Origin of the sequence: Bradyrhizobium sp. WYCCWR 12699 (assembly GCF_032144035.1) — a bacterium.
Classification (GTDB): Bacteria; Pseudomonadota; Alphaproteobacteria; order Rhizobiales; family Xanthobacteraceae; genus Bradyrhizobium.
This window is the reverse complement of the sequence record NZ_JAVTJN010000036.1, coordinates 1,105,511-1,130,354: the sequence shown is the minus strand read 5'-3', so window position 1 is coordinate 1,130,354 and position 24,844 is coordinate 1,105,511. Positions and strand designations below refer to the sequence as shown.

The window sequence follows — 24,844 nt, the reverse complement described above, 5'->3', positions numbered from 1 at the left end:
TGGCATGCGAACGGGACCGGGCGAGCTGTCTCGTCCGGTCCCGACTGTCATGCCGTCATCAATTACCAGCGGTCGCCGACACCGACGCCGACGCTGACGCCAGGCGCGCGGATGCCGACGCCGGCGCGCGGACCGTCATCCCAATCGCGATGATAGGTTCGGCGCTCGTAATAGCGTTCGCGCGGCATGTAGTTGTAGGAATCGCGCACGATCACGCGCGCGCCGCCACGCGTGCGATAGCAGCGGCCGGCGTCGTCGCAGACGAGCCGCACTTGCTGAACCAGATCCGGATTGGTGTACTCGCTGGTCGTGTAGATATCGGAAGCCTTCGCGCCCGAGGCGGCCGCCAGGGCACCCACGCCCGCCAGCAGCGCAATCGCAAATGTCTTCATCATGTCCTCCTCGAAACTGCCCTCGGCGGTAACAAGAAGGGGAGGCGGCTATCGTTCCCGGCCAAAATGCTGGTTTTTCCCGGAACTTTCTCTTTCAGCGCTCCTAGATCGGCTCGTAAGTCTCGGTCCCGCAGATGTCGTCGGCTTCGGCGCGCCGGCGGTCGACGACCTTTCCGCCATTGATCGTCACGATGTAGGTCTGGGCGCCAAGCGACGTGCCGGTCGCGGAGGTGAGCTGGGCGCGGACGCAGGCGGTCCAGCCCGGTCCTCGCACCTCGCGATGGGGCGGGGCGACGTGCACCTCGCGCGGATAGGAGGTGGTGAGGAAGACAACGTCGATCTGTTCGCGCACCACACGCTTGACGTCGGGGGGCGCTTCGGGCGCCGGTTGCTCGGTCTCCTTCATGCGCATGAACTCAGGCACCGGCGCGCGGCTGTCGGCAAAGCCGCAGGCGCCGAGCGCGAGCGCGCCGCGCCGCTTGAGCAACAATCCGTAACATCCGTGAAAGTCCCCTGCGGGCCAACAGATAGGCACGAATGCGGTCCGGCGAAGTCCTCGCCGATCAAGATTTGCTGAAGCCTCCACTAAGCCTTGAGATCAATCCTTGGAGCCCGCGGTATTTGCTATTCCGCGATTGCAGGCTAGCGTGCACCCCAGACGAAGGGGATTGCAGCAATGAGGACTTTGGTCATCGCGGCCGCCGCGCTGGCGCTGGCGCTGACGGCTGCCCCGGCGCAGGCACAGGGCCGGCGGCCGCCCCAGGACTCGGCCAAGCCCGGGGACAACAAGCCCAAGGTCGACGAGAAGGTCTACAAGGCTGCGCTCGAGCGCATTCCCGAGCCCAAGGACAAGTACGACCCATGGGGCGGCGCCCGCCCGAGCGAACCGGCCAAGAAGCCGAAATAGAGTAGCGGGTCTGATTCGGGCTTTTCGAATCATGTTCCGGCGGGATCGACGACGAGTACCCACAATCGCCTGCTTCGCGAGGCAGCGCTCTCGTCGTGTCGCGCAATCATCATCGTATTGTGGATGTGATGCGAACACTCGTTCACATCGCGCGCGCTATTGCACGAAGGCGAGGCCGACGCGCTTGTTACTGCGCCAAACTGTGCGACAATTCCGTACGAAGTCGTCGCGAGCGATCGAGAGCGTGAACGATTGCGGCAACGTGACGGGAGCGTCGAGGTCGATCGCCGCGCCGCCCGCCGACATGTTTCGCACCGTGCAAGCGATGCCGTTGTTTTCGAAGGTGATCGTTCCACCCTTGAAAACACGGTGACGCTGCGCTGTACGCCTCTCGATCATCCGAGTCGATCCATCATGATGATCAAGGAGTAGTGCATAGAAATTGCGTTGAACTAAATTCAATACTGGCGCTACTTACCTGGCGTTTCAGACTTCGTTTACGACGTTCGAGCGGAGAGGCTCTCCGCCGACTTTCCCGACAAGCCTTTCTTTTATGGCGTTACGCGCCGATGGAGATTCCGATGAAGACCACGCTTTCGCTTCTGTTCGCTGCAGCGTTCTCGCTGTCGTCGATGCCCGCCCACGCCGTCAAGTGGGACCTCTCGACCATGAGCTGCAAGCAGTTCCTCGAGAGCGGCGAAGACAACATCCAGGTGGTGCTGACCTGGATGGATGGCTGGTACAAGGGCGACGAGGACAACGCGATCATCGACACCGACGTGTTCATCGAGAACGCCAAGAAATTCGGTGCCTATTGCGGAAAGAACCCGACGGCCAGCATCGTCACCGCGGCCGACGAAGTGCTCGGCAAGTGATGTGACGCACGCGGGCCGAAGCGCGACTGCTTCGATGCGATCGTGATGGAGAGCCGCGGGTGCGCTTTGCGCTCACGCGGCTCTCGTTTTTTGGATCAGCCCGGCAACATCGCGAAGGCGCTGGACACCATCGCGACCGGCTTGTTGTCGGTCGCCGAGAGCAGCGTGACGCGGCCAAAGCTCATGGTGCGCCCGAGCCGCACCACGCGTGCGTCCGCCAGCACGTCCGAGGAGGACACCGCGCGCATGAAATGCGTGGTCTGGTCGACCGTGGTCATGGGGCGGTAGCCGCGATTGGCCGCGAGGTTCGCGATCACCATTGCGGTGTCGGCGAGCGCCATCAGGGCCTGGCCGCAGACCACGCCGCCGTTCCGGCACAACCGTTCCGAAAACGGCATGCGCAGGAGCGCGCCCGGTTGCCAGTCCGGGACATCCGCCGGCTGCGCGTGCTCGAGGCGCTCGATCGCGAGGTTGAGATCCTGGACCCAGGGCGCGAAAACCTCGCCGAGGATGCGTCTGGCGTCGGGGAGGCCGAATTCGGCGTCTGGCTGCCTTTGCATTGCTGTCGCACACTCCTGTATTGCCGGATGTTTCGCTCCCATTGTGCGCGCATCGGCGCGGCAAAGTCACCCGGTCGCGGCGGTCCCGCCGGCTTGAAAATGCCTGACTTGGCCCGGTATGATGCCTCGCTTGGGGTACGGGTGGATGATGTTGCGTCGGGGTGTCCTGGTTTTTTGTATGGTCGCGCTCGGCCTCGCGCTGAGTGGGTGCACCAGATGCGGCCCGATCTGGGACGATTGGCTGCATGGGCCCAAATCGTGCCGGTCGGATCGGCTCTAGCGGGGCTCCGAACGCGCCCGGGGGCGACACGGATGGCACGGCGCGGGCGATCCGTGCGTCATGGATTGATCAAGGAGTGGATGATGAAGCTTTTCCGTTTGGCCGCGGTGCTGGCCGTGCTGGCCGGCCCGGCCTACGCGCAAATGCCCCAGCTCAATTTGCTGCAGGACGCCCCGAGCAAGACCCCCGAAGAGAAGGCCGCGGAAGCCGAGCGCGACAAGGCCTATAAGGAAACGCTGAAGAAGATTCCGGACAACAAGGCGTCCAACGATCCCTGGGGCGGCATGCGCTCCGATCCGCCGAAACAGCCGGCGCCGAAGGCATCGGCTGCAACCAGCGCGCCGAAGAAGTCCAAGAGCGGCACGGCCGCCAACTGATTTTGGCCGCGTCGGGGACGGTCCGACGCCTTGCGAACGGGACTCCTCTTCAGCCGGCCCGCGCCCTACATTTGCCTCTGAGCGTAGCGCGTAGAGGAGGGCAGGATATGGCCGATCGTCCGCGGGATCTCGCCGAGCGGATGGCGCGCCGGCGCAAGGTGGCCGGCAAGCCCGGCCGAACAAGCGGCGACGGTTATCTGCGCGAGACCTTCACGCTGCCGCGCACCGCGGCGCGGGAACGGGCGCAGGCCTTCTTCGCCCGCTACCCCAAGGCCGGCTATATGAGCGCGGTCGAGACCTGGCGCGAACTGCCCGGCGGCGAGATCGAATTCACCATGCGGCGGCTGCCCAGCGCGGACTAGGCGGGCCTGCTCCGAGGGCTCATGCTATTCGAGGGTTTCGGCGACGATGCGGATCCGGAACACGGGCTCCTTGGCCTCGTCTAGGAGCTCCATGTGCCATTCGGAATTTTCCTGGAGCTTGCGGGCGATGCCGGCGGTCATGTCCGCGCAGACGCTGGTCATCTCTTTCCAGGCCGAATCGCGATCGGCGAATTCCGTCGCCTGGTCGGCGCAGCCGGAATAACGGCCATTCCGGATTCGAAAGAAATAGAGCGGCATGGGCAGCACCGGTCGCACGCGTGATGGCCTCGTCCCCACGGCCATGGGCGCGCGCAGTCCAATCCCAAACCGGCGTCAGATCAATTCCGGGCGGCTACGGATGATGCTGCAGCAGCGGGCCTGCCAGCCGTGGCGGGGCGCAAGGCGCCTCGCGATTGCCGACAATTCATCCGGCCGGTTCAGGCCGTTGTCCGGCCGATCGCTTCAGCTCCCGATCGATCCGCAACTGCACGCGGCGGATCGCGAGCAGATCAATTTTCGTCTCGGTCTTGCCGGTCTTGATCTGCTCGCCGATGCGGAACTGCCATTGCCAGATTCCGGGAATCGCCGTCTTGGCGACGGTGAACTCGATGCCCCTGTGATTCATGGCGACCTCCCACGATTCACCCTCATGACTGTTAACATGGTGGTCGTCATAATATTCCGGGCACAAGCAAAATCTGCAGATTGCCGGGCGAAGCCCGTGGTTCTCCGACCATGAACAGAGTTCCTGAACCGCAGGCTTAAGGTGTTCGCGCTGCAGTGGGTTCCGGTTCCCTGCCAGCGGCGGCATGTGCTTTGCTTGCTTGATGAGAGCAAGCATCATGGGCTCGACATGCTCGGCATTCCCCGGCGGTACAGTCATTTCGTCTTTGGAATCATCCAGTCCGGATTGACCTCGCTGATTGCAGCGTGGGTCGCCAGCTTTCCTGCCGGCGATGGCATGATCTTCTTTGAACATTGGATGGTGTCGTGGCTCATCGCCTGGGCCACCATGGTGCCGATCGTGCTGTTGGCTGCGCCCGCGATCCGCGCCTTCTCGCTGCGCCTGACGCGAGAGGAACGTGAGTCGGCGGCCGGCCGTCAGGCATGAAAAAGCCCCGCCTGGGGAGAGCCAAGCGGGGCAGAGAGTTGTTGGAGGCTGAGGTGCTGGGCTGCAACACCATAGCCGCATCATCCTAGCCGGCTCCGCTTACGGCAGCCTGACAGGCGGCAGCTTTCCGAGCCTGGCACAGGCCGCAGACTGGCCCCGCACCGGTCCCAATTTCGACATCCGTTCGCACAACTGCCGACACACAGGTCGGCAAGATTTCACACCGTTCGGCGCAGCCATGGGGGAAACGTGGCACGCCGGCAACGGGGTGGCATCATGGATAACGTAGAGCGGTCATTTGCCGCCGCGACCGCGGCTGGCTTCGTGGTGCTGGTGATCGGCCTCGTGCTGCTGGCGCTGCTGTAGGGGATCGTGCAGGCAGCGGCCGTACCCTGCGATGATCGCGGGCAACGGGCATGCCGCCAATCTCAAAACTGGAAAACAACCCCATGCACAGTAGGCCTCATGGGAAATTTGTTGTTCTTTCAATGGCTTATAGGTAGTGTTTAGATACCGTCATTGTGCGCGGCAGGCTGTATGAACTCGGCGCGTCATCCCGCCATGCGCACCCATGCCCGGCGGCTGAAGCTCCTCTGACAGCGCGTCGTCGTCGATTCCGAAGGCGAGTCTCGACAGGCTTCAGTGGACCTTGATTTCGTTCAGGGGAAGACGGAGCTCGCTGGCGCGCTCGTTGCGGTCCTTCTTGCGGAACTCGTTCTCCTTGCGCTCGAACTTCGTCATCTCCTCCTGCGCCGCCTGCAGCAGGGGTTTGCGCCTGGACGTTTCGCGGTGCTCGTTGTCCGTCATGACTGAGATCCCCAATAGTTGCGGTCTTGTCTTGGACAAGGCTGAGACCGCGAAAAGGTTCGGTGCCGCAGGATTGCGGAATTATGACGACGACAGGTCATAGGCCTTCGACGCACGTCAGCTTCGGTCGGGAGGAATGTCGTGGCCGCGCTGTTATTTCGGCGGTTGCAGCCCGGGGGATTTGACCCAGTCCTGCAGATGATTTGCCAACTCGGCCTGGCGCGCCTTCTTGAGCAGGGCATCCCGCTCTGGGCCGGGAGGCAGCCTGGCAGCGTCCTCCTTGACCTGCTTCACCCATGCGGAGAGCCGGTCTTGAAGGGTCAGTTGTTGCTTGAACCGTCGCCGCTTGAGCATGACCCGCCATTGTCCGTGCGAGGAAGGCGGGGAGCGCAATCGGCGTTCGCATCACCGTTAGCTGCCGCGGTCCCTCGCGGATGATGATGGATTAGGATCCAGAAACGGAACGGCGTCTGTTCAATTGTGCGCACAACGCGCAGGGGCGAGCCGGGATTGAAGCTCGAACTGTCGCCGCCGGGGCGCTTGGCGGGGGGTTAAATACGGACAGCACCCAAATCCGGTACTGGCCGAAATAGGCCACTCGCAAAATCAAATCAGGCCAGTGAAATTAATTCAGCCAACCGGTCCGGGGTTTGGCACGCCGTCATCGCTAAGCTGAGCCTGAACGTCTGGCCGCATAGTGGCGCGAAGAGCATCCCGATCTCGCGCTTGAAGATCGGCAGTTTCCATATGGTCGAGGGGAAGCGCTTGCAGGTGAATTCGTCCGCCGAACGTTACCAGCGGGAACTGGCATATCTGCTCACTATCCTTTGAATGAAAGAGGCCGCCCACTGAGGCGGCCTTACTTCTACGTGTTCCGCTTATAAATACACGCCAGCAGAACAAATTCGGACCTATTTATTTCGCGTCCGTTCTCGCCCGGAGAACTACGGATTTAGGACACGCCTAAAGTCAACTTAGGACACCCGGGGTCAAATACGGACAGTACCCCCAAATCCGCAAAGAACATATTGCGAACCTAGAACAAATGGGGTACGTTGCTTTTATCGCCGAGCCGCCCTCGCAACCGTTTGTCCCTCACGCGAATCCTCGCCATAAGGAGCACGACCCAATGTCCGCAACTGCCCTGCGTATCGTCGAAGGATCCTCCATGGACAAGAGTAAAGCTCTGGCCGCCGCGCTCTCTCAGATCGAGCGCCAGTTCGGTAAGGGCTCGGTGATGAAGCTGGGCAAGAACGATCGCTCCATGGACATCGAGGCGGTGTCTTCGGGGTCGCTCGGGCTGGACATCGCGCTGGGCATTGGCGGCCTGCCCAAGGGCCGCATCGTCGAGATCTACGGGCCGGAATCCTCAGGTAAAACCACCTTGGCGCTGCATACGGTGGCGGAAGCGCAGAAGAAGGGCGGCATCTGCGCCTTCATCGACGCCGAGCACGCGCTCGATCCGGTCTATGCCCGCAAGCTTGGCGTCAACATCGACGAGCTCTTGATCTCGCAGCCGGACACCGGCGAGCAGGCGCTGGAAATCTGCGACACGCTGGTGCGCTCCGGCGCGGTCGACGTGCTGGTGATCGATTCGGTCGCGGCGCTGGTGCCGAAGGCCGAGCTCGAGGGCGAGATGGGCGATGCGCTGCCGGGTCTGCAGGCGCGGCTGATGAGCCAGGCGCTGCGCAAGCTGACGGCCTCGATCAACAAGTCCAACACCATGGTGATCTTCATCAACCAGATCCGCATGAAGATCGGTGTGATGTACGGCTCGCCCGAAACCACCACCGGCGGCAATGCCCTGAAATTCTACGCCTCCGTCCGCCTCGACATTCGCCGCATCGGTGCGATCAAGGAGCGCGACGAGGTGGTCGGCAACACCACGCGCGTCAAAGTGGTCAAGAACAAGCTGGCACCGCCGTTCAAGCAGGTCGAGTTCGACATCATGTACGGCGAGGGCGTGTCCAAGATGGGCGAGATCCTCGATCTCGGCGTCAAGGCCGGCATCGTCGAAAAGTCCGGCGCCTGGTTCTCCTATGACAGCCAGCGCCTCGGCCAAGGCCGCGAGAATTCGAAAGCGTTCTTGAAGGCCAACCCCGACATCACCGCCAAGATCGAGACCGCGATCCGCCAGAACTCCGGCCTGATCGCCGAGCAGATCCTGGCCGGCACGCCCGAGCGCGATGCCGACGGCGAGGAGCCGACGGACGAGTAGTTTTCGAGTACAGAGTTATCGCGAGGAGCGGGCATTGAGGACGTTGAGTTGCCGACGTCTTCGGTGCCCGTTTCGTTATGATCAGCACAACTTTCTGGAGTTGCTGGAACGGCAAGCCGCAGCAATGAATGAACCAGATGACGAGAAAGAAGCCGGGCCGTCAGAGGACGAGCTCGGCGCAGAATGATGCTCAGAAACCGCCGTAGGGTTAGTCAAAGACGTAACCCACAACGTCCGTCTCCGCAGAAGTGAAGTGGTGGGCTACGCCGGCGGACAGCGCTTCGCGCCGCCGCCCGCTAACCCACCCTAAGAAGCCTCACTCCGCGGCTTGCGCGTAATCGCTCACCGGCGGGCAGGAGCACACGAGGTTGCGGTCGCCATAGACGTTGTCGACGCGCCCCACGGGGCTCCAGTATTTGTCGGTGCGCGAGGTGCCCGCGGGGAAGCAGCCTTCGCTGCGGGTGTAGGCGCGCGTCCAATCGTCATCCGCGATATCGTGCACGGTGTGCGGGGCGTTGCGCAGCGGCGAGGCCTCGATCTTGAAGCGGCCGGCCTCGACCTCGGCGATCTCCTTGCGGATCGCGATCATGGCGTCGCAGAAACGATCCAGCTCGGCCTTGGATTCCGACTCGGTCGGCTCGATCATCAGCGTGCCCGGCACCGGGAAGCTCATGGTCGGGGCGTGGAAGCCGTAGTCGATCAGGCGCTTGGCGATGTCGTCTACGGTGACGCCGGACGTAACCTTCAGCGGACGGGGATCGACGATGCACTCATGGGCGACGCGGCCCTTCTCGTTCTTGTAGAGCACCGGGAAGTGCGGATCGAGGCGCGCGGCGATGTAGTTGGCGTTGAGGATTGCGATCTCGGTGGCGCGCTTCAGGCCGTCGCCGCCCATCATCAGGATGTAGATGTAGGAGATGGTCAGGATCGACGCCGAGCCGAACGGCGCGGCCGAGACCGGACCGACCGGTGCATCGCCGTTCGTCGTGGGATGACCCGGCAGGAACGGCGCGAGATGCGCCTTCACACCGATCGGGCCCATGCCGGGACCGCCGCCGCCATGCGGGATGCAGAAGGTCTTGTGCAAATTGAGGTGGCTGACGTCAGCGCCGTAATCGCCGGGCCTGGAGAGGCCGACCTGCGCATTGAGGTTGGCACCGTCGAGATAGACCTGGCCGCCATGGCCGTGCACGATGTCGCAGATCTCGCGGATGTGCTCCTCGAACACGCCGTGGGTGGAGGGATAGGTGATCATGACCGCGGCGAGGTCGTTCGAATGCTTCTCGGCCTTGGCGCGGAGATCGTTGACGTCGACGTCGCCGTTCTTCTCGCAGGACACCACCACCACGTCCATGCCGACCATCGCGGCCGAAGCCGGATTGGTGCCGTGGGCGGAGGAGGGGATCAGGCAGATCTTGCGGTGGCTCTCGCCGCGCGCGGCATGGTAGCCGCGGATCGCGAGCAGCCCGGCATATTCGCCTTGCGCGCCGGAATTCGGCTGCAGCGAGATCGCGTCATAGCCGGTGATGTCGCACAGCCACTTTTCCAGCCGTGCGAACAGCGCGTGATAGCCGGCCGCCTGCTCGCGCGGGACGAACGGGTGCAGCGTCGCGAATTCCGGCCAGGTCAGGGGCATCATCTCGGTGGTTGCGTTCAGCTTCATCGTGCAGGATCCCAGCGGGATCATCGCACGGTCGAGCGCGAGGTCGCGATCTGAGAGCTTGCGCATGTAGCGCAGCATCTCGGTCTCCGAGCGATGCGCGTGGAACACCGGGTGGGTGAGGAAAGCCGTGGTGCGCTTCAGCGCCTCCGGCAGCGCCTCGCGCGTGGTCGCGTCGATCTCGGCGTAGGACAGCGTGCCGCCGAACGCGCGCCAGACCGCTTCGACGGTCGCGGGCGTCGTGGTCTCGTCGAGCGCAATGCGCAGGGCGGTGTCACCGACGCCGAGATTGAGCTTCTCAGCAGCCGCGCGCGCGACGATCTCGGCGCGCCTGGCGCCGGCATCGACGCTCAGCGTGTCGAAGAAGGCCTCCGACTGCGGCGCAAAGCCGAGCTTGCGCAGGCCGGCCGCGAGCACCGCGGCGCGGCGATGCAAATTGCGCGCGATCTGCGAGAGGCCCTCGGGGCCATGATAGACCGCATACATCGAGGCGATCACGGCGAGCAGCACCTGGGCGGTGCAGATGTTGGAGGTCGCCTTCTCGCGGCGGATGTGCTGCTCGCGGGTCTGCAGCGCGAGCCGATAGGCGGGTGCGCCGCGCGAATCCACGGAGAGGCCGACGATGCGGCCGGGCAGCGAGCGCTTGAGCGCATCGCGCACCGCCATATAGGCGGCGTGCGGTCCGCCATAGCCCATCGGCACGCCGAAACGCTGAGCGGAGCCGATCGCGATGTCGGCACCGAGCTCGCCCGGGGAGGCGAGCAGCGTCAGCGCGAGGAGATCGGCGGCGAGAATCGCGAGCGCGCCCTTGGCTTTCAACGCTGCTATCGCGGGCCTGAGGTCGCGCACGGCGCCGGAACAGCCCGGGTATTGCAGCAGCGCGCCGAGCACGTCGGCCTTGTCGAGATCGGTGAGGGGATCGCCGACGATCAGCTTCCAGCCGAGCGGCTCGGCGCGGGTGCGCATCACCGCCAGCGTCTGCGGATGCACGTCCTTGTCGACGAAGAAGGCTTGCGCCTTGACCTGCGAATGCCGCTCGGCGAGCGCCATGGCTTCGGCCGCCGCGGTGGCTTCATCGAGCAGCGAGGCGTTGGCGACGTCGAGCCCGGTGAGGTCGCAGATCATGGTCTGGAAGTTGAGCAGCGCTTCCAGCCGGCCCTGGCTGATCTCGGGCTGATAGGGCGTGTAGGCCGTGTACCAGGCCGGGTTCTCCAAAATGTTGCGCTGGATCACCGCGGGCAGGATCGTGCCGGAATAGCCTTGGCCGATCAGCGAGGTGAAGACCTGGTTCTGTCGCGCCAGCTCGGCCATGTGCGCGATCGCCTCGGTCTCGCTCAGCGGCTTGCCGAGATCGAGCGGCGCGGCCTGGCGGATCGAGGCCGGCAGCGTCTCCGCCATCAAGGCATCGACGCTCTTTGCGCTGACGGCCTCCAGCATGGCGGCCACATCGCGCGCCGAAGGGCCGATATGGCGGCGAACGAAACTGGCGGCGGTGTCGCCGTTGGTCTTGCGGTGCGCGGTCATCGCTTGCTCCATCGTCCCTAAGCCGTATGTGCCTTGTACGCAGCTTCATCCATGAGGCCGCCGAGCTCGTTCTTGTCGGCGATCTTGATCTTGAAGAACCAGGCCTTGCCTTGCGCATCCGAGTTCACCAGCGCCGGCTCGGCCGCGAGCTCGGCATTGGTCTCGAGCACCTCGCCGGTGACAGGCGCGTAGACGTCGGAGGCGGCCTTGACCGATTCCACCACGGCGGCGGCTTCCGCCTTCTTCAGCGTGCGGCCGACCTTGGGCAGCTCCACGAATACGACATCGCCGAGCTGCTGCTGGGCATAATCGGTGATGCCGACGGTCGCGACATCGCCGTCGATCGCCAGCCATTCGTGGTCGGAGGTGTACAGCGTCGTGGTCATTTCAAGTCCTCAGCGTTTGTAGGTGTTTTTCACGAAGGGCATGGCGGCGACGGTGAGCGGCAGCCGCTGGCCGCGCACCTCGGCAAAGAGTTTCGTATCGAGCGCGCTCATGGCCGTGGGCACGTAGCCCATCGCGACCGGCGCGTTCAGGGTCGGCCCAAAACCGCCCGAGGTGACCTTTCCGATCGGCTCGCCGGAGGCGGCGTCCGCAAACAGCAGCGCGCCTTCGCGCACCGGCGCGCGGCCCTCGGCACGCAGACCGACGCGGCGGCGGGATGCGCCGTTGTCGAAATGGGCGAGGATCTTCTCAGTGCCGGGAAAGCCACCGGCGCGCGCGCCGCCATTGCGGCGGCTCTTCTGCACCGACCATTCCAGCGCGGCCTCGACCGGCGTGGTCGCGGTGTCGATGTCGTGGCCGTAGAGGCAGAGGCCTGCTTCCAGCCGCAGGCTGTCGCGGGCACCAAGGCCGATCGGCATCACGTCGGGGTTTTCCAGCAGCGTCTTCGCGAGCCGCTCGGCATCGGCGGTCGGGACGGAAATCTCAAAGCCGTCCTCGCCGGTGTAGCCGGAGCGCGAGACGAAACACTTGATGCCGGCGACCTCGTGCGGGCCGGCATCCATGAACGTCATGGCGGGCGCCTCTGCACAGAATTTCGCCAGCGCCGCTTCCGCCTTCGGGCCCTGCAGCGCGATCAGCGCGCGGTCCTGGAGCGAATCGATGATGCAATCGTCCGAGAGATTCGCGCGCAGATGCGCCTCGTCCTCGGCCTTGCAGGCGGCGTTGACGACCAGGAACAGGTGGTCGCCGAAATTGGCGACCATGAGATCGTCGAGAATGCCGCCGTCCGGATTGGTGAACTGGGCGTAGCGCTGCCTGCCGGGCGCGATCGCCAGAATGTCCTGCGGCACCAGCCGCTCCAGCGCGCGGGCGGCGTCCTCCACCCTGCCGGATTTCGGCCGTAGCGCGAGCTGGCCCATATGGGAGACGTCGAACAGGCCGGCGGAGCTGCGGGTCTGGAGGTGCTCCTTGAGGACGCCCGCGGAGTATTGCACGGGCATGTCATAGCCCGCGAACGGCACCATCTTGCCGCCGAGCGACACATGCAGGTCGTAGAGGGGGGTACGTTTCAGGGAGTCTTTGTCGTCACGCGCCAGCATCACAGGGGCCCTCGGCGGTTCCCCGGGGACGATTCCCCGAGACAAACCAGTCGAAGCCCCATCTGTCGCTGTGCCTGAGAGTATTATCCCGTCGGCGGACGCTATTCGGGCCAACCTTCCTTAGAAGGTATTTGCCCGCCGGCGCCTCTTTCCAGATGTCGTCAAAGCCACGCGGTCCTTTTGCCTGAGAGTTTCCGGGGCGGTTGCTCCTTCGGCGCCGGCTGCCTAAAGCCGGTCTCTCCCGACGTGGCCGTACGATACAAATGGGTAAAGACCACAGGCTGGCCAAGCCTGTCAACGCGGCATCCGTGCCTTTCAACGGGATTGCAAGGGGGACTGAGCGCCTGCGGCAACCCTCTGATCTCTCTGCACAGTTTCTGGACAGCGAAGCTGGCCTTGTCTAAAAGCGCTTTGGCCCGCAGATATCAGCCCAAACGCGCGGTTTGGATGGCTGGGAAGCGGGTCCAAGCATACCCGATTGGATGAACATGAGCGGCGTCAACGAGATCAGGTCGACCTTTCTGAACTTCTTTGCCGAGAACGGCCACGAGATCGTGTCGTCCTCGCCCCTCGTGCCGCGCAACGATCCGACGTTGATGTTCACCAATGCCGGCATGGTGCAGTTCAAGAACGTCTTCACCGGCGTCGAGAAGCGGCCCTATCAGCGCGCCACCACGTCGCAGAAATGCGTGCGCGCCGGCGGCAAGCACAACGACCTCGACAATGTCGGCTACACCGCGCGCCATCTCACCTTCTTCGAGATGCTCGGCAACTTCTCGTTCGGCGACTATTTCAAGGAGCGCGCGATCGAGCTGGCCTGGAAGCTGATCACCAGGGATTTCGGGCTCAACAAGGACAAGCTGCTCGTCACCGTCTACCACACCGACGACGAGGCGCACGGGCTCTGGAAGAAGATCGCCGGCTTTTCCGACGATCGCATCATCCGCATTCCGACCTCGGACAATTTCTGGGCGATGGGCGACACCGGCCCGTGCGGCCCGTGCTCGGAGATCTTCATCGACCGCGGCGATCACATCTGGGGCGGGCCTCCCGGCTCGCCGGAAGAGGACGGCGACCGCTTCCTCGAATTCTGGAATCTCGTGTTCATGCAATACGAGCAGGTGACGAAGGAGGAGCGCGTCGACCTGCCGCGTCCCTCGATCGACACAGGCATGGGCCTCGAGCGCATGGCCTGCATCATGCAGGGCGTCGACAGCGTGTTCGAGACCGACCTGTTCCGTCATCTGATCGACGCGACCTCGTCCGCGCTCGGCAGCGGGCCGAACGAGCAGAACGTCGCCTCGTTCCGCGTCATCGCCGACCACTTGCGCTCCTCGGCCTTCCTGGTCGCGGACGGCGTGCTGCCCTCGAACGAGGGCCGCGGCTACGTGCTGCGCCGGATCATGCGCCGCGCGATGCGCCATGCGCAACTGCTCGGCGCCAAGGAACCGTTGATGCATCGCCTCGTCTGGGCGCTGGTGCGCGAGATGGGCCAGGCCTATCCGGATTTGATGCGCGCCGAAAATCTTATCGAGGAAACGCTGCGGCTGGAAGAGACCCGCTTCCGGAAGACGCTGGTCCGCGGCCTTGCCATCCTCGACGAGAAGAGCGCGTCGCTGAAGAAGGGCGACATGTTCGACGGCGACGTCGCCTTCACGCTGTACGACACCTATGGCTTCCCGCTGGATCTGACGCAGGACGCGCTGAAATCGCGCGGCATCGGCGTGGACCAGGCCGCGTTCACCGACGCGATGGAGCGGCAGAAGGCCAAGGCGCGCGAATCCTGGAAGGGCTCTGGCGAAGCTGCGTCCGAAGCGATCTGGTTCCCGCTGCGCGAGAAGCTGGGTGCGACCGAATTCCTGGGCTACGAGACCGAGAGCGCCGAGGGCGTGGTGTCCGCGCTGGTGAAAGATGGTGCGGAGGTCGCAAGCCTCAAGGCCGGCGAGACGGGCGCGATCGTGCTGAACCAGACGCCGTTCTATGCGGAATCCGGCGGCCAGGTCGGCGACACCGGCGTGCTCTCGGGCGAGGGCGGCATCAAGTTCCGCGTCACCGACACCCAGAAGAAGCTCGGCGATTTTTTCGTGCATGTCGGCACCGTCGAGAGCGGCGAGCTGAAAATCGGCACGGCGCTGCAGCTCGAAGTGGATCATTCGCGGCGCTCCTCGATCCGCGCGCATCACTCGGCGACGCATCTCATCCACGAGGCGCTGCGCCAGGTGCTCGGCGATCACATCGCCCAGCGCGGCTCGATGGTGGCGCCGGATCGCCTGCGCTTCGACTTCGTGCATCCGAAGCCGATCACGGCGGAGGAGCTCGCGCGCGTCGAGGACATCGCCAACGACGTGGTGCTGGAGAACGACGAGGTCACCACGCGCGTGATGGGCGTCGATGAAGCCCGCGAAGCCGGTGCCCGCGCCCTGTTCGGTGAGAAATACGGCGACGAGGTCCGCGTCGTCTCGATGGGCCGCACCGCGCGCGAGCGCGGCACCAACGCGCTCGGCTGGTCGGTCGAGCTCTGCGGCGGAACCCATGTCAAGCGCACCGGCGACATCGGCCTGATCACGCTGACGAGCGAGAGCGCGGTCGCCTCCGGCGTGCGCCGCATCGAGGCGCTGACCGGCAACTATGCGCGCCGGCACGCCAACGACACCATGGCGCTGGCGAAGACCGCGGCGAGCGAGCTGCGTACCTCGATCGACGATGTCCCGGCGCGCATCACCGCGCTGATGGAAGAGCGCAAGAAGCTCGAGCGCGAGCTCTCCGACGCCCGCAAGAAGCTGGCGATGGGCGGCGGCGCGTCGAGCGGCGATGGCGCCGCGGCCAGCGTGCGCGACGCCGGCGGCGTCAAGCTGATGGCGCGCGCGGTCGAGGGCATCGAGATGAAGGATCTCAAGAGCCTCGCCGACGAGGCGAAGAAGCAGATTGGCTCCGGCGTCGTCGCCATCGTCGGCGTCACCGAGGACGGCAAGGCCGGCGTCGTGGTCGGCGTCACCGCGGACCTGACCGCGCGCTTCAACGCCGTGAACCTGGTGCGCGTGGCCTCCGAGGCGCTCGGCGGCAAGGGCGGCGGCGGCCGGCCCGACATGGCGCAGGCCGGCGGCCCCGATGGAGCCAATGCGACCGACGCACTGGCGGCGATCGAAAAAGCGATGGGGGCTGCGTGAAGCCATGCGCCCCGGTCCGCGAGGGCGTGGGCTTCGCGATCCCGATGTGAGGGATCGCCTCTACGAATTGCTGGAGCACGACCCGCTGGCCTATTCGGCCGGGTCGCGCTTCATCCAGATCATCATCGGCGTCATCGTGCTCAACGTGGTCGCGATGATCCTCGCTTCGGTGCCGGAGCTGGACGCGCAGTTCGGCGCGCTGTTCGAAGCCATCACCATCATGTCCGTGATCGTGTTCGCGCTGGAATATCTGGCGCGGCTGTGGACCGTGGCGGGCCACACTCCCCGCAAGGCGTCCGCGCTGTCCGACCGGCTCGGCTATGCCCTGTCGGCGCTCGGCATCATCGACCTCATGGCATTCCTGCCTGCGGCCATCGTGCTCGCCACCGGCCGGCACGCGACGCTGGCAGCGCTCGGCGTGCTGCCGTTCTTCAAGCTGATACGGTACTCGCCGGCGATGCGCTCGCTGCTCGCCGCCGTGCATGCCGAACGGCGGGCGCTGATCGGCTGCATCGTCATCTTGATCGGCGCGGTCCTGACCTTCGCCTCGCTGCTCTACGCCATCGAGCGCGACGTGCAGCCGGACAAGCTCGGCACCATCCCGCAGGCGATGTGGTGGGCGATCGTGACGCTCGGCACCGTCGGCTATGGCGATGTGGTGCCGGTGACGCCGCTCGGCAAGCTCGTCTCCACCTTCGCCATCATCTCGGGCTTTGCGATGATCGCGCTGCCGGTCGCGATCATCTCGACCGCCTTTGCCGAGGAGGTGAAGCGGCGCGACTTCGTCGTCACCTGGGGCATGCTGGCGCGGGTGCCGCTGTTCTCGCATCTGTCGGCCGCCGAGATTGCCGACATCATGCGGCTGCTGCGCGCGCGCACGATCGAGCAGGGCGAGATCCTGGTGCGGCGGGGCGATGCAGCGTCCTCGATGTATTTCATCACGGCGGGCGAGGTCGAGATCGCGCTGCCGAGCCAGCATGTGCGGCTTGCCGACGGCACCTTCTTCGGTGAGATCGCGTTGCTGCACAAGACAAAACGCAGCGGCACGGTGACGGCGACGCGCAAGACGCGCCTGCTCGTGCTCGACGCCCAGGATTTTCACGCCTTGATCGCGCGCATGCCGACGCTCGCCGACCACGTCCACGAAACCGCCAAGGCGAGGCTCGCCGACACCGGCGACCTCGCGCTGGCGGAGCTGGCGCAGGCGGAGAAGGACGATACCGACCGCTGAGCGGTCAGCCCTTCTTCAGGAAAACATACTCGGCCGAGTAGGGCGCGCTTCTGAACTCGCCGGCCTTGTCGCAGACGCCGTCAAGCTTGCCGCCGTGCGTGTTGATGCGCTGGACCGTCGTGACCGGCGTCAGGGTGCCGCTGCCGCGGCGGGCGGTGACCTCCAGCTTCAGCCAGGGGATGTCGGCCGCCGTCGCGCCCGGCGCGTTGCCGGCGGCCTTGCCGACCACCGCACTGCCATCGGTGAGCTCCCAGTTCGGGCCGGCATAGTGTCGTCCGACCGTCTTGCCCTCGGACAGCAGCGTCGCGATCGGCTCGCGGAACGCCCAGCCGAGCTTGCCGTCGGCGCCAGCCTTGCACTCATAGACCTGCGCGCCCTCGGCGTGGACGCTGAGCACCATGCTCTCGCCCGGCGCGGCGATGGCGTCGGGAAGGGATTCTGCGGCCGCAGCAGATCCAGCGAGCAGCAACAGGCAGGGGACGGCAAGCTTGATCGACATGGTCGCATCTCCGCGCGGGGCCTCAAAAGAAACGGGCCGCGCTTGAAGGCGCGGCCCGCGATGATGTCTGGCCCAGTCGGGCGAAATTGCGGTCGGCTTACGCCGCCAGCTCCTTGGTGAGGTTCTCGGCGACCTTGTCGAGGAAGCCGGTGGTCGAGAGCCAGCGCTGGTCGGCGCCGACCAGCAGCGCGAGGTCCTTGGTCATGTAGCCGGCCTCGACGGTGTCGACGCAGACCTTCTCCAGCGTGTTGGCGAACTTGGCGAGCTCGGCATTGTTGTCGAGCTTGGCGCGGTGGGCGAGGCCTCTCGTCCAGGCGAAGATCGACGCGATCGAGTTGGTCGAGGTCTCCTTGCCCTTCTGGTGCTCGCGGTAGTGGCGGGTCACCGTGCCGTGGGCGGCTTCCGCCTCGACGGTCTTGCCGTCGGGGGTGAGCAGCACCGAGGTCATCAGGCCGAGCGAACCGTAGCCCTGCGCAACCGTATCGGACTGCACGTCGCCGTCGTAGTTCTTGCAGGCCCAGACATAGCCGCCGGACCATTTCAGCGCCGAGGCCACCATGTCGTCGATCAGGCGGTGCTCGTAGGTCAGACCCTTGGCGTCGAATTCCTTCTTGAACTCGCGGTCGAAGATGTCCTGGAAGATGTCCTTGAAGCGGCCGTCATAGACCTTCAGAATCGTGTTCTTGGTCGAGAGATAGACGGGGTAGTTGCGCAGCAGGCCGTAGTTGAAGGAGGCGCGGGCGAAGTCGATGATGGAGTCGTCGAGATTGTACATCTCCATGGCGACGCCGGCGCCGGGGGCCTTGAACACTTCCTTCTCGATCACGGTGCCGTCCTCGCCGACGAACTTCATCGAGAGGGTGCCCTTGCCCGGGAACTTGATGTCGGTGGCGCGGTACTGATCGCCATAGGCGTGGCGGCCGATGATGATCGGCTTGCTCCAGCCGGGAACCAGGCGCGGCACGTTCTTGCAGATGATCGGCTCGCGGAAGATGCAGCCGCCGAGGATGTTGCGGATGGTGCCGTTCGGCGACTTCCACATCTGCTTGAGGTTGAACTCCCTCACCCGCGCTTCATCGGGGGTGATGGTGGCGCACTTGACGCCGACGCCGACCTTCTTGATGGCCTCGGCCGCGTCGATCGTGACCTGATCGTTGGTGTGGTCGCGGTATTCCATGCCCAGGTCGAAATAGAGCAGCTCGACATCCAGGAACGGGTTGATCAGCTTGTCCTTGATGTACTGCCAGATGATCCGGGTCATCTCGTCGCCATCAAGTTCGACGACGGGATTGGATACCTTGATTTTTGCCATGATCGGGGAAGCCTCTTGGAACGGCGCTTTTGACGCGCCACGGGAATATCCGCCGCCTCTTAGCACCCAGACGCGGCGGGCGAAAGCCAAGGGATTATGCACTTTTAGCTCATCCAGCTTCCCCAGACGGGGGGCGGGGAGCCGCCCTGCCGCAGGGCCGAATCCGGGGGATCCCGCATCGATTCAAAAGTCGAATCCAACCCGTTATTTCCCTTGAGAATTTCGTCAGGACAGGCAAACGACAGACCGCGAGGGCAGGCCCCGATCCTGGGGCCGCCCTGAATCAATTCCTCAGGCGGCCTTGCCAAGGCCTTGAGACGAAGTGAAAGCGAAGCGAGATGTCGGGGACTGACAAGAGCAAAGCGGGCCTGTCCCTCGGCGGTCCCATCGTGATCCTGGTCGAGCCGCAGCTCGGTGAAAACATCGGCATGGCCGCACGGGCCATGGGCAATTTTGCGCTGTCCGCCCTTCGCATCGTCAACCCCCGGGACGGCTGGCCCAACATCGCTGCCCAGCGCGCCGCCGCCGGCGCCGACCACATTCTGGAAAAGGTCGAATTGTTTGGCACGGTGGAAGAGGCGGTCGCCGACCTCGACCTCCTGTTCGCCACCACCGCGCGCCCTCACGACCAGGCCAAGCCGGTGGTCGGGCCGGAGGCTGCGGCCAGCGAGATCGCCGGGCACGTCGCCGCAGGAGGCAAGGCCGGTATCCTGTTCGGCAGGGAGCGCTGGGGGCTGACCAATGAGGAGGTCGGGCTCTCCAACCGCATCATCACCTTCCCGGTCAATCCGGGCTTTGCCTCGCTCAACCTCGCCCAGGCCGTGCTGCTGGTCGGCTATGAATGGTTCAAGCGCGCGACCTCCGGCGAGCTGCCGCATACCATACCGGAGCGCTCCGAGCGCGCCTCGCAGCACCAGATGCAGGCCTTCTTCGACAACCTCGTGCGCGAGCTCGACAAGGTGGAATTTTTGCGGCCGGCCGAGAAGCGCGACACCATGCTGGTGAACCTGCGCAACATCTTCACGCGGATGGAGCCGACCAAGCAGGACATGCACACCCTCCACGGCGTGGTGATGGCGATTGCCGAGGGGCGCAAGGGACCGGCCAAGGGCGGCGTGCTCGACGGCGAGCAGGCGACGCGCCTGCGCGCCCTTCTGGCCGAACACGGGCAGGGCGGCGGCGTCTCAGACAGTGGCTCGACCGTGCGCGGGCTCGCCCGTCTGCTCCGGCGCAACCCGACCGACGCCGAGCGGCTGCTCTGGCAGGCGCTGACCCGCGACCGCCGCTTCGCCGGGCAGTTCAAGCGACAGACCCCGGTGGGGCGGCACATCCCGGACTTCGTCTCCTTCCCGCACCGGATCGCGATCGAGCTGGTCAACCCGGGCGAAGGCGAGGCGATCGCGGCCGACCGGGCGGGGCGGCGGAGCTGGCTGGAAGCGCGCGACTATCGGGTGCTGGACATTCGCGCCGCGGATGTGGAGCGGGATCTGGAGGCGGAGTTGGTGCGGCTTGCTGGGATGATGGAGCAGGCAACGTAGGTGCCGTCGCGGAAGGTCTCGCAGGGTCGGCAAAGCGACTTGTCCGCCGTAGCTCGAAGAGCGAAAGCGAAAATGTACCCATCCTCTCGATCAAGGGAGCTGAAACAGAAGTCGTGGGCACACCCCCGGGACCGCGCTTGTGGTTCGCAGGGCAGGTTGGCGTAGCGTAACCCGCCTCTTTGCGATCCGAACGGAAAGAGCCGTGCTGGATTATGCCTTCGGCTACACTACCCTCACGCATCTATCGCCCGAGCAGCACGTCGCGCTCCACTGCGATCCATGTTGTCCGCGCTACCGCCAGCAACCTGCCACCTTCATCATGCAGCGCCGCGTCCGCGGTCCGCTTGCGGCCGTCGCGGCCGGTGGGCCAGGCCGTGATGACGCAGGGTTCGCCGGGTCGCGGGCTGGCCTCGATCCGGGCCGCCATCCGTCCCAGGAGCAGCGGTGTCTTGTCGTAGGTGCCGCTCTGCGGGTTGCAATTGCTGGCGAAGCCGGTGGGGCAATCGAGCGCCGACCAGAGGAATTCCGGCGCGACCAGGCCATCCTCCTCGGCGAGGTTCGGATCCGGTGTCCACGTCGCCGCAAGAACGGCGTTCTCTGCACGACGGCGGAGCGGCCCGGCGAAGACGCGCAGCCCATCGCCTTGCGACCGCGCGGGACCGCAGACGAAACAGTTCGGTAGCGGATGCTCGTGCGGCTCGAACAGCGCCAGCAATCCGGCGGCGCGTGCTTCCTGCAAGCTGGCCGTTTCGAGCTGCGCGAGCTCGACATTCGCCGCTCGCCCCGTTGCAACGACCTTGTCGCCGTCACGAAGCTCCCACGTGCCATCGGCGGCCGCGGCCGCATCGAGCGGCGTGTCCAGCGGAGGCGGCGCGCGAAGCATCACCTCGGCGCTGCCGGGAATGTGCCGGGCCAGCCGACCGCAGACATAGCCGCCGTTGCCGGAGTTCGGAGGACCGCAAAAGCGCTTGGCGATGATGATTTCTGTCAATTCCGCTGTCCTCGTTTGCCTTCCCGGGTCCAGTCTATCTGATCTTCAGGACAATTCTGCCCTGAACCGTGCGGCCCGCGACGGCACGCATGGCGTTGCCGGCCTCCTCCAAAGGGAGGACGCGATCGATGTGCGGGCGGATTTTTCCGTCGGCCAGCCATTGCACCAGCGTGTGATTCATCCGCGCGGCTTCGTCTGGATATTTCTCCGCCCAGGCGCCGGCGAAGACGCCGATGATGGAATAGTTCTTCAACAGTGGCAGGTTCATCGGGATTGACGGAATCTCGCCGCAGGTAAAGCCGATCGGCATTAGCCGTCCGCCCCATGCCATCAGTCGGGCCATCTGCTCGAAGATCGCGCCGCCGACATTGTCGAAGCCAATGTCGATGCCTTCTCCCGATGTGATCGCCTTGATCCGCCCGCGCAGATCCTCGCTGCGATAGTTGATGACCTCGCTGGCACCGTAACCGCGGACCAGGGCCGCTTTGTCGTCGGCGCCGACGCCGGCGACGACGCGCAGGCCGAGATGCCGGCCGAGATCGATGGCGGCAAGGCCAACCCCGCCGGCCGCGCCGGTGATGAGCACGGTCTCGCCGGCTTGCGCCCGTGCCCGCTCGGCCAGCGCGTAACAGGCCGTGCCGTAATTGTGCAGGATCGTTGCCGCGGTCTCGAACGCAACGCCATCGGGCAGGCGCACGCTCTTCGATTCCTTCGCGATCATCCGTTCGGCGTAGCCGCCGGTCCAACTGCTGCACGCCACGCGATCGCCGGGCGCGAACGCCGTGACCCGCTCGCCGACCGCGACCACGACACCGGCTGCTTCCGTGCCAGGCACGAAGGGCGTCGGCGGCCGCATCTGGTAGAGGCCCGAGACCATCAACTGGTCCATGAAGCTGACCGAGGCCGCATGAACGTCGATCAGGATCTCGTCTGCGGCGGGCTTCGGCTCGTCGATCTCGTCGATTCGCAGATCTTGCGGTCCGGTGAACGAACGGCACACCACGGCTTTCATCGGGGCGCTCCGAACAGGCGCGGCAGCAGCATGGGAACGCGCCGGCGATAGTCCTGATACGTCGCCCCGAACACGGCGATCAGATCCCGCTCCTCGAACTGCAATGCGACCAGGATGTAGGCCGTGTTGGCGAGCGCGAACAGCAGATGGCCTGATGTCATCACGGGCGTGGCCCAGAACGCGAGCAGAAAGCCGAGCATGATCGGATGCCGCACGATCTTGTAGAGCAGCGGCGTCCGGAACGACTGGTTCGGCATCTCGGCCCCGCGCAGCGCGAAAAGAGCCTGGCGCAGGCCGAACAGATCGAAATGATCGATCATGTGGGTCGAGGCGAACGCGATCAGCCAGCCGAGCCAATGCACGGAGGTCAGCACCCCCGCCGCAATACCGCTCGCCTGCCAGACCGGTGCAGGGATCGGCCGCCATTGCCAGAACAGCAAGAGGAGGATCAGGCTCGAGAGCAACACATAGGTGCTGCGCTGGCAGGCCTCGGGAATGAATCCGGCCAGCCATCGCTTGAAGGCCGGACGCGCCATGACGCTGTGCTGGATGGCGAACAGGCTCATCAGTAGGAGGTCGACGACGACGGCCTCGCTTACATTCGAAGCGGGCCCGACATCGATGGACTTCGGCACGACATAATTGCCGACGAAACCGAGCGCGTAGAGAAATGAAACCGTGAAGACGGCATAGCTCACGAGGGCGTAGAGCAGGATTGCGAGGCGTGCGAACATGGGTTTTCCTATTGTGCCGATGGCGACGGTGCCGCATGCAGAGCCTGGGCGCTCGCCGGCGAGCAGGCTCGATCTGGCCCGACTGTATCCGCCGGACCGTCCCCTGCGCGTCCCCCGGAGAACGCAAGCCGGAAGAAGAGGATTTCCATGACGGCTTTTTCGCTGGAGACGTTCGGGTTCCCCGAGCTCTACGCCGACGGCCGCCCGATCAAGCTGGCCTTGCGCAAGGGGCTTGCGCTGCTGGTCTATCTCGGGGAGGCCAAGGGCGCCGTCGCGCGCGAAATCATGGCCACGCTGCTGTGGCCGGAGACGCCCCGGGAGACCGGCCTTGCGCGCTTGCGGCGGCTGCTTCACCGCGTCGAGCTCACGCTGGGCCAAGCGGTGTTCGAGACCGACCGCACCAGTCTGAGATGGTCGCCGGACCTCGAGCTGAAGCTCGACTCACGTCTGTTCGAGGATTCCTGCGATCGCGGCGCGTTCGAACAAGCGTGCCTGATCTACCGGGGCGACTTCCTGGCGGGCTTCGCGCCGGGAGACTGCCCCGAGTTCGACGACTGGGCGTTCTTCCGCCGCGAGGCGCTGCGGGGACGGCTGGTGCATGCGCTGGAGCGTCTCGTGCAGGACAAGAACGCGGCCGGAGATCATTTTGCCGCGACGGCACATGCGCAGCGCCTGGTCGAGCTCGATCCGCTCAGCGAAGTCTATGGCCGGCACTTGATCCGCAGCCTGCTGCTATCAGGCGACCGAAGCGCGGCAGAACGTTATCACGCGGCACTCACGCAGCGGCTGCGGGATGAGCTCGGGGTCGCACCGGAGGCCGAGACCGAGGCGCTCATGAGTCCGGCCGCAGCACCGCACGCCGCTCCGACGACGCGCTACGTGAAGGGCGTCGGCGTGCATCTGGCCTATCAGACCTATGGCAGCGGCCCGCTCGATATTCTGGTGATGCCGGGCTTCGTGTCGCATGTGGAGCGTGCCTGGGAGAGCCCTGCGAGCCGGACGTTCCTGGCGTCATTGATGAAGCTCGGGCGCCTCATCGTGTTCGATCGTCGTGGGATCGGGCTGTCCGACCGGGTCGGATCGGCGCCTGGTATCGACGTCACCGCGGAGGATATCGGCACCGTGCTGCGCGCGGTGGATTCCCGCCGCGTCGTACTGTTCGGCGCGTCCGAATGCGGGCCGGCTTGCGTCAAATTTGCGGTCGATCAGCCGCGCGTCGTGGCCGGGCTCATCCTGTTCGGCGCCTTGGCCAAGGGATGCTGGTCGGAGGATTACCCGCATGCCTTGCGCGCCAGTCAGTATGACGCCTGGAGCAGGCATCTGGTCGCGCAATGGGGCGGGCCGGTCGGGATCGAGACCTTCGCGCCGAGCCTTGCGGGCGATCCGAAGGCGCGCGCCTGGTGGGCCGGATTGCTGCGCGCGGCGTCCAGTCCCGGCGGCATCTCGGCCGTGCTCGAAGCCTTTCGCGACGCCGACGTGCGGCACCTTCTGCCTGAGATCAACGTGCCGACGCTGGTGCTGCACCGGCGCGGCGACCGGGCCGTGCGGATCGCCGCCGGGCGCGATATCGCGAGCCGGATCAAGGGTGCGCAGTTCGTCGAGCTCGATGGCGAGGATCACTGGTTCTTCGCAGGCGATCAGCAGCCGGTGCTGGCGGCGATCGGGCAGTTTGTGGAGACGTTGAATCGTCCTCCGCCGTAGCCCGGATGGAGCGGAGCGCAATCCGGGAGGGTGTTCCCGCAT

At 65.2% G+C, this 24,844-nt stretch carries 26 protein-coding genes and 1 riboswitch; of the genes, 10 read left to right on the top strand and 16 right to left on the bottom strand.

Translation table 11 applies throughout. The features are described 5' to 3' along the window. Nucleotides 1-62: 62 nt before the first annotated feature. Both RPS27_RS30440 and RPS27_RS30435 read right to left on the bottom strand, forming a co-directional pair. Nucleotides 63-395, bottom strand: coding sequence for a hypothetical protein (locus tag RPS27_RS30440; protein WP_194403177.1), 333 nt, complete (start codon nt 393-395; stop codon nt 63-65). 100 nt (nt 396-495) lie between these two features. Continuing rightward, nucleotides 496-882, bottom strand: coding sequence for a hypothetical protein (locus tag RPS27_RS30435; protein WP_246776309.1), 387 nt, complete (start codon nt 880-882; stop codon nt 496-498). Nucleotides 883-1,068: 186 nt separating this feature from the next. On the opposite strand from RPS27_RS30435, the gene RPS27_RS30430 reads away from it, so the two are divergent. Continuing rightward, complete coding sequence (locus RPS27_RS30430; protein WP_194403176.1) at nt 1,069-1,299, top strand: hypothetical protein; 231 nt, start codon at nt 1,069-1,071, stop codon at nt 1,297-1,299. Nucleotides 1,300-1,455: 156 nt separating this feature from the next. Here the strand turns inward: RPS27_RS30430 and RPS27_RS30425 are convergent, their stop codons facing one another. After that, on the bottom strand, nt 1,456-1,698 hold the full coding sequence (locus tag RPS27_RS30425) for a PilZ domain-containing protein (protein ID WP_194403175.1): 243 nt from the start codon (nt 1,696-1,698) through the stop codon (nt 1,456-1,458). 182 nt (nt 1,699-1,880) lie between these two features. Between RPS27_RS30425 and RPS27_RS30420 the strand changes: the two genes are divergently transcribed. Next, nucleotides 1,881-2,174 carry an HdeA family protein gene (locus tag RPS27_RS30420; RefSeq protein WP_247552289.1) on the top strand — a complete coding sequence of 98 codons (294 nt, stop codon included), beginning with the start codon at nt 1,881-1,883 and terminating at the stop codon, nt 2,172-2,174. Between the two features lie 95 nt (nt 2,175-2,269). On the opposite strand, the gene RPS27_RS30415 is transcribed toward RPS27_RS30420, so the two are convergent. Beyond that, nucleotides 2,270-2,734 carry a PaaI family thioesterase gene (locus RPS27_RS30415; protein ID WP_194403174.1) on the bottom strand — a complete coding sequence of 155 codons (465 nt, stop codon included), beginning with the start codon at nt 2,732-2,734 and terminating at the stop codon, nt 2,270-2,272. A gap of 363 nt (nt 2,735-3,097) precedes the next feature. On the opposite strand from RPS27_RS30415, the gene RPS27_RS30410 reads away from it, so the two are divergent. Both RPS27_RS30410 and RPS27_RS30405 read left to right on the top strand, forming a co-directional pair. Beyond that, complete coding sequence (locus tag RPS27_RS30410; RefSeq protein ID WP_194403173.1) at nt 3,098-3,391, top strand: hypothetical protein; 294 nt, start codon at nt 3,098-3,100, stop codon at nt 3,389-3,391. 107 nt (nt 3,392-3,498) lie between these two features. Next, entirely contained in the window at nt 3,499-3,753 is a 255-nt protein-coding gene (locus RPS27_RS30405) for a hypothetical protein (protein WP_194403172.1), read from the top strand. A gap of 24 nt (nt 3,754-3,777) precedes the next feature. Here the strand turns inward: RPS27_RS30405 and RPS27_RS30400 are convergent, their stop codons facing one another. Together RPS27_RS30400 and RPS27_RS30395 are read right to left on the bottom strand one after the other, a co-directional pair. After that, entirely contained in the window at nt 3,778-4,011 is a 234-nt protein-coding gene (locus RPS27_RS30400) for a DUF6894 family protein (RefSeq protein WP_194403171.1), read from the bottom strand. A gap of 166 nt (nt 4,012-4,177) precedes the next feature. Then, on the bottom strand, nt 4,178-4,378 hold the full coding sequence (locus RPS27_RS30395) for a hypothetical protein (protein WP_194403170.1): 201 nt from the start codon (nt 4,376-4,378) through the stop codon (nt 4,178-4,180). A 228-nt stretch (nt 4,379-4,606) separates the two neighbouring features. Here RPS27_RS30395 and RPS27_RS30390 point away from each other — a divergent pair, with 228 nt between their 5' ends. Further along, nucleotides 4,607-4,864, top strand: a complete 258-nt coding sequence (locus RPS27_RS30390) for a DUF2798 domain-containing protein (RefSeq protein WP_194408381.1) — start codon at nt 4,607-4,609, stop codon at nt 4,862-4,864. Nucleotides 4,865-5,503: 639 nt separating this feature from the next. Here the strand turns inward: RPS27_RS30390 and RPS27_RS30385 are convergent. Both RPS27_RS30385 and RPS27_RS30380 read right to left on the bottom strand, forming a co-directional pair. Continuing rightward, nucleotides 5,504-5,671 (bottom strand): hypothetical protein, encoded by a 168-nt coding sequence (locus RPS27_RS30385; protein ID WP_194403169.1) that lies wholly within the window; start codon nt 5,669-5,671, stop codon nt 5,504-5,506. Nucleotides 5,672-5,824: 153 nt separating this feature from the next. After that, entirely contained in the window at nt 5,825-6,025 is a 201-nt protein-coding gene (locus tag RPS27_RS30380) for a hypothetical protein (RefSeq protein WP_194403168.1), read from the bottom strand. A 775-nt stretch (nt 6,026-6,800) separates the two neighbouring features. Here RPS27_RS30380 and recA point away from each other — a divergent pair. Continuing rightward, nucleotides 6,801-7,889, top strand: coding sequence for a recombinase RecA (gene recA / locus RPS27_RS30375; RefSeq protein WP_126260835.1), 1,089 nt, complete (start codon nt 6,801-6,803; stop codon nt 7,887-7,889). 316 nt (nt 7,890-8,205) lie between these two features. Here the strand turns inward: recA and gcvP are convergent, their stop codons facing one another. Genes gcvP through gcvT form a run of 3 tightly spaced genes read right to left on the bottom strand, consistent with a single transcriptional unit; the run spans nt 8,206 to nt 12,617 of the window. Further along, nucleotides 8,206-11,073 (bottom strand): aminomethyl-transferring glycine dehydrogenase, encoded by a 2,868-nt coding sequence (gcvP, locus tag RPS27_RS30370; RefSeq protein ID WP_313754872.1) that lies wholly within the window; start codon nt 11,071-11,073, stop codon nt 8,206-8,208. 17 nt (nt 11,074-11,090) lie between these two features. Further along, a complete protein-coding gene (gene gcvH, locus RPS27_RS30365; RefSeq protein ID WP_194403166.1) occupies nt 11,091-11,459 on the bottom strand; it encodes a glycine cleavage system protein GcvH in 369 nt (122 codons plus the stop codon). Between the two features lie 9 nt (nt 11,460-11,468). Further along, complete coding sequence (gcvT, locus tag RPS27_RS30360) at nt 11,469-12,617, bottom strand: glycine cleavage system aminomethyltransferase GcvT (RefSeq protein WP_313754871.1); 1,149 nt, start codon at nt 12,615-12,617, stop codon at nt 11,469-11,471. A gap of 163 nt (nt 12,618-12,780) precedes the next feature. After that, nucleotides 12,781-12,871: riboswitch (glycine riboswitch) on the bottom strand. Between the two features lie 234 nt (nt 12,872-13,105). On the opposite strand from gcvT, the gene alaS reads away from it, so the two are divergent. Both alaS and RPS27_RS30350 read left to right on the top strand, forming a co-directional pair. Continuing rightward, nucleotides 13,106-15,784, top strand: coding sequence for an alanine--tRNA ligase (gene alaS / locus RPS27_RS30355; RefSeq protein WP_313754870.1), 2,679 nt, complete (start codon nt 13,106-13,108; stop codon nt 15,782-15,784). Nucleotides 15,785-15,788: 4 nt separating this feature from the next. Then, nucleotides 15,789-17,015, top strand: a complete 1,227-nt coding sequence (locus tag RPS27_RS30350) for a cyclic nucleotide-gated ion channel (RefSeq protein WP_194403163.1) — start codon at nt 15,789-15,791, stop codon at nt 17,013-17,015. A 4-nt stretch (nt 17,016-17,019) separates the two neighbouring features. On the opposite strand, the gene RPS27_RS30345 is transcribed toward RPS27_RS30350, so the two are convergent. Together RPS27_RS30345 and RPS27_RS30340 are read right to left on the bottom strand one after the other, a co-directional pair. After that, nucleotides 17,020-17,514: a DUF3455 domain-containing protein gene (locus tag RPS27_RS30345; RefSeq protein ID WP_212068211.1), complete on the bottom strand. Its 495-nt coding sequence runs from the start codon at nt 17,512-17,514 to the stop codon at nt 17,020-17,022. A gap of 97 nt (nt 17,515-17,611) precedes the next feature. Beyond that, complete coding sequence (locus tag RPS27_RS30340; protein ID WP_194403161.1) at nt 17,612-18,826, bottom strand: NADP-dependent isocitrate dehydrogenase; 1,215 nt, start codon at nt 18,824-18,826, stop codon at nt 17,612-17,614. A 338-nt stretch (nt 18,827-19,164) separates the two neighbouring features. On the opposite strand from RPS27_RS30340, the gene RPS27_RS30335 reads away from it, so the two are divergent. Beyond that, on the top strand, nt 19,165-20,364 hold the full coding sequence (locus RPS27_RS30335; protein ID WP_313754869.1) for a TrmJ/YjtD family RNA methyltransferase: 1,200 nt from the start codon (nt 19,165-19,167) through the stop codon (nt 20,362-20,364). Nucleotides 20,365-20,605: 241 nt separating this feature from the next. Here the strand turns inward: RPS27_RS30335 and RPS27_RS30330 are convergent, their stop codons facing one another. The 3 genes from RPS27_RS30330 to mddA are packed head-to-tail and all read right to left on the bottom strand — an operon-like array spanning nt 20,606 to nt 23,101. Then, nucleotides 20,606-21,355, bottom strand: coding sequence for a hypothetical protein (locus RPS27_RS30330; RefSeq protein WP_194403159.1), 750 nt, complete (start codon nt 21,353-21,355; stop codon nt 20,606-20,608). Nucleotides 21,356-21,389: 34 nt separating this feature from the next. Continuing rightward, nucleotides 21,390-22,367: an NADPH:quinone oxidoreductase family protein gene (locus RPS27_RS30325; RefSeq protein ID WP_194403158.1), complete on the bottom strand. Its 978-nt coding sequence runs from the start codon at nt 22,365-22,367 to the stop codon at nt 21,390-21,392. Continuing rightward, nucleotides 22,364-23,101: a methanethiol S-methyltransferase gene (gene mddA / locus RPS27_RS30320; RefSeq protein WP_194403157.1), complete on the bottom strand. Its 738-nt coding sequence runs from the start codon at nt 23,099-23,101 to the stop codon at nt 22,364-22,366. The genes RPS27_RS30325 and mddA overlap by 4 nt, the downstream gene beginning before the upstream one ends. A 147-nt stretch (nt 23,102-23,248) precedes the next feature. Between mddA and RPS27_RS30315 the strand changes: the two genes are divergently transcribed. Further along, nucleotides 23,249-24,802, top strand: a complete 1,554-nt coding sequence (locus tag RPS27_RS30315; protein WP_194403156.1) for an alpha/beta fold hydrolase — start codon at nt 23,249-23,251, stop codon at nt 24,800-24,802. The last annotated feature ends 42 nt before the right edge of the window (nt 24,803-24,844 follow it).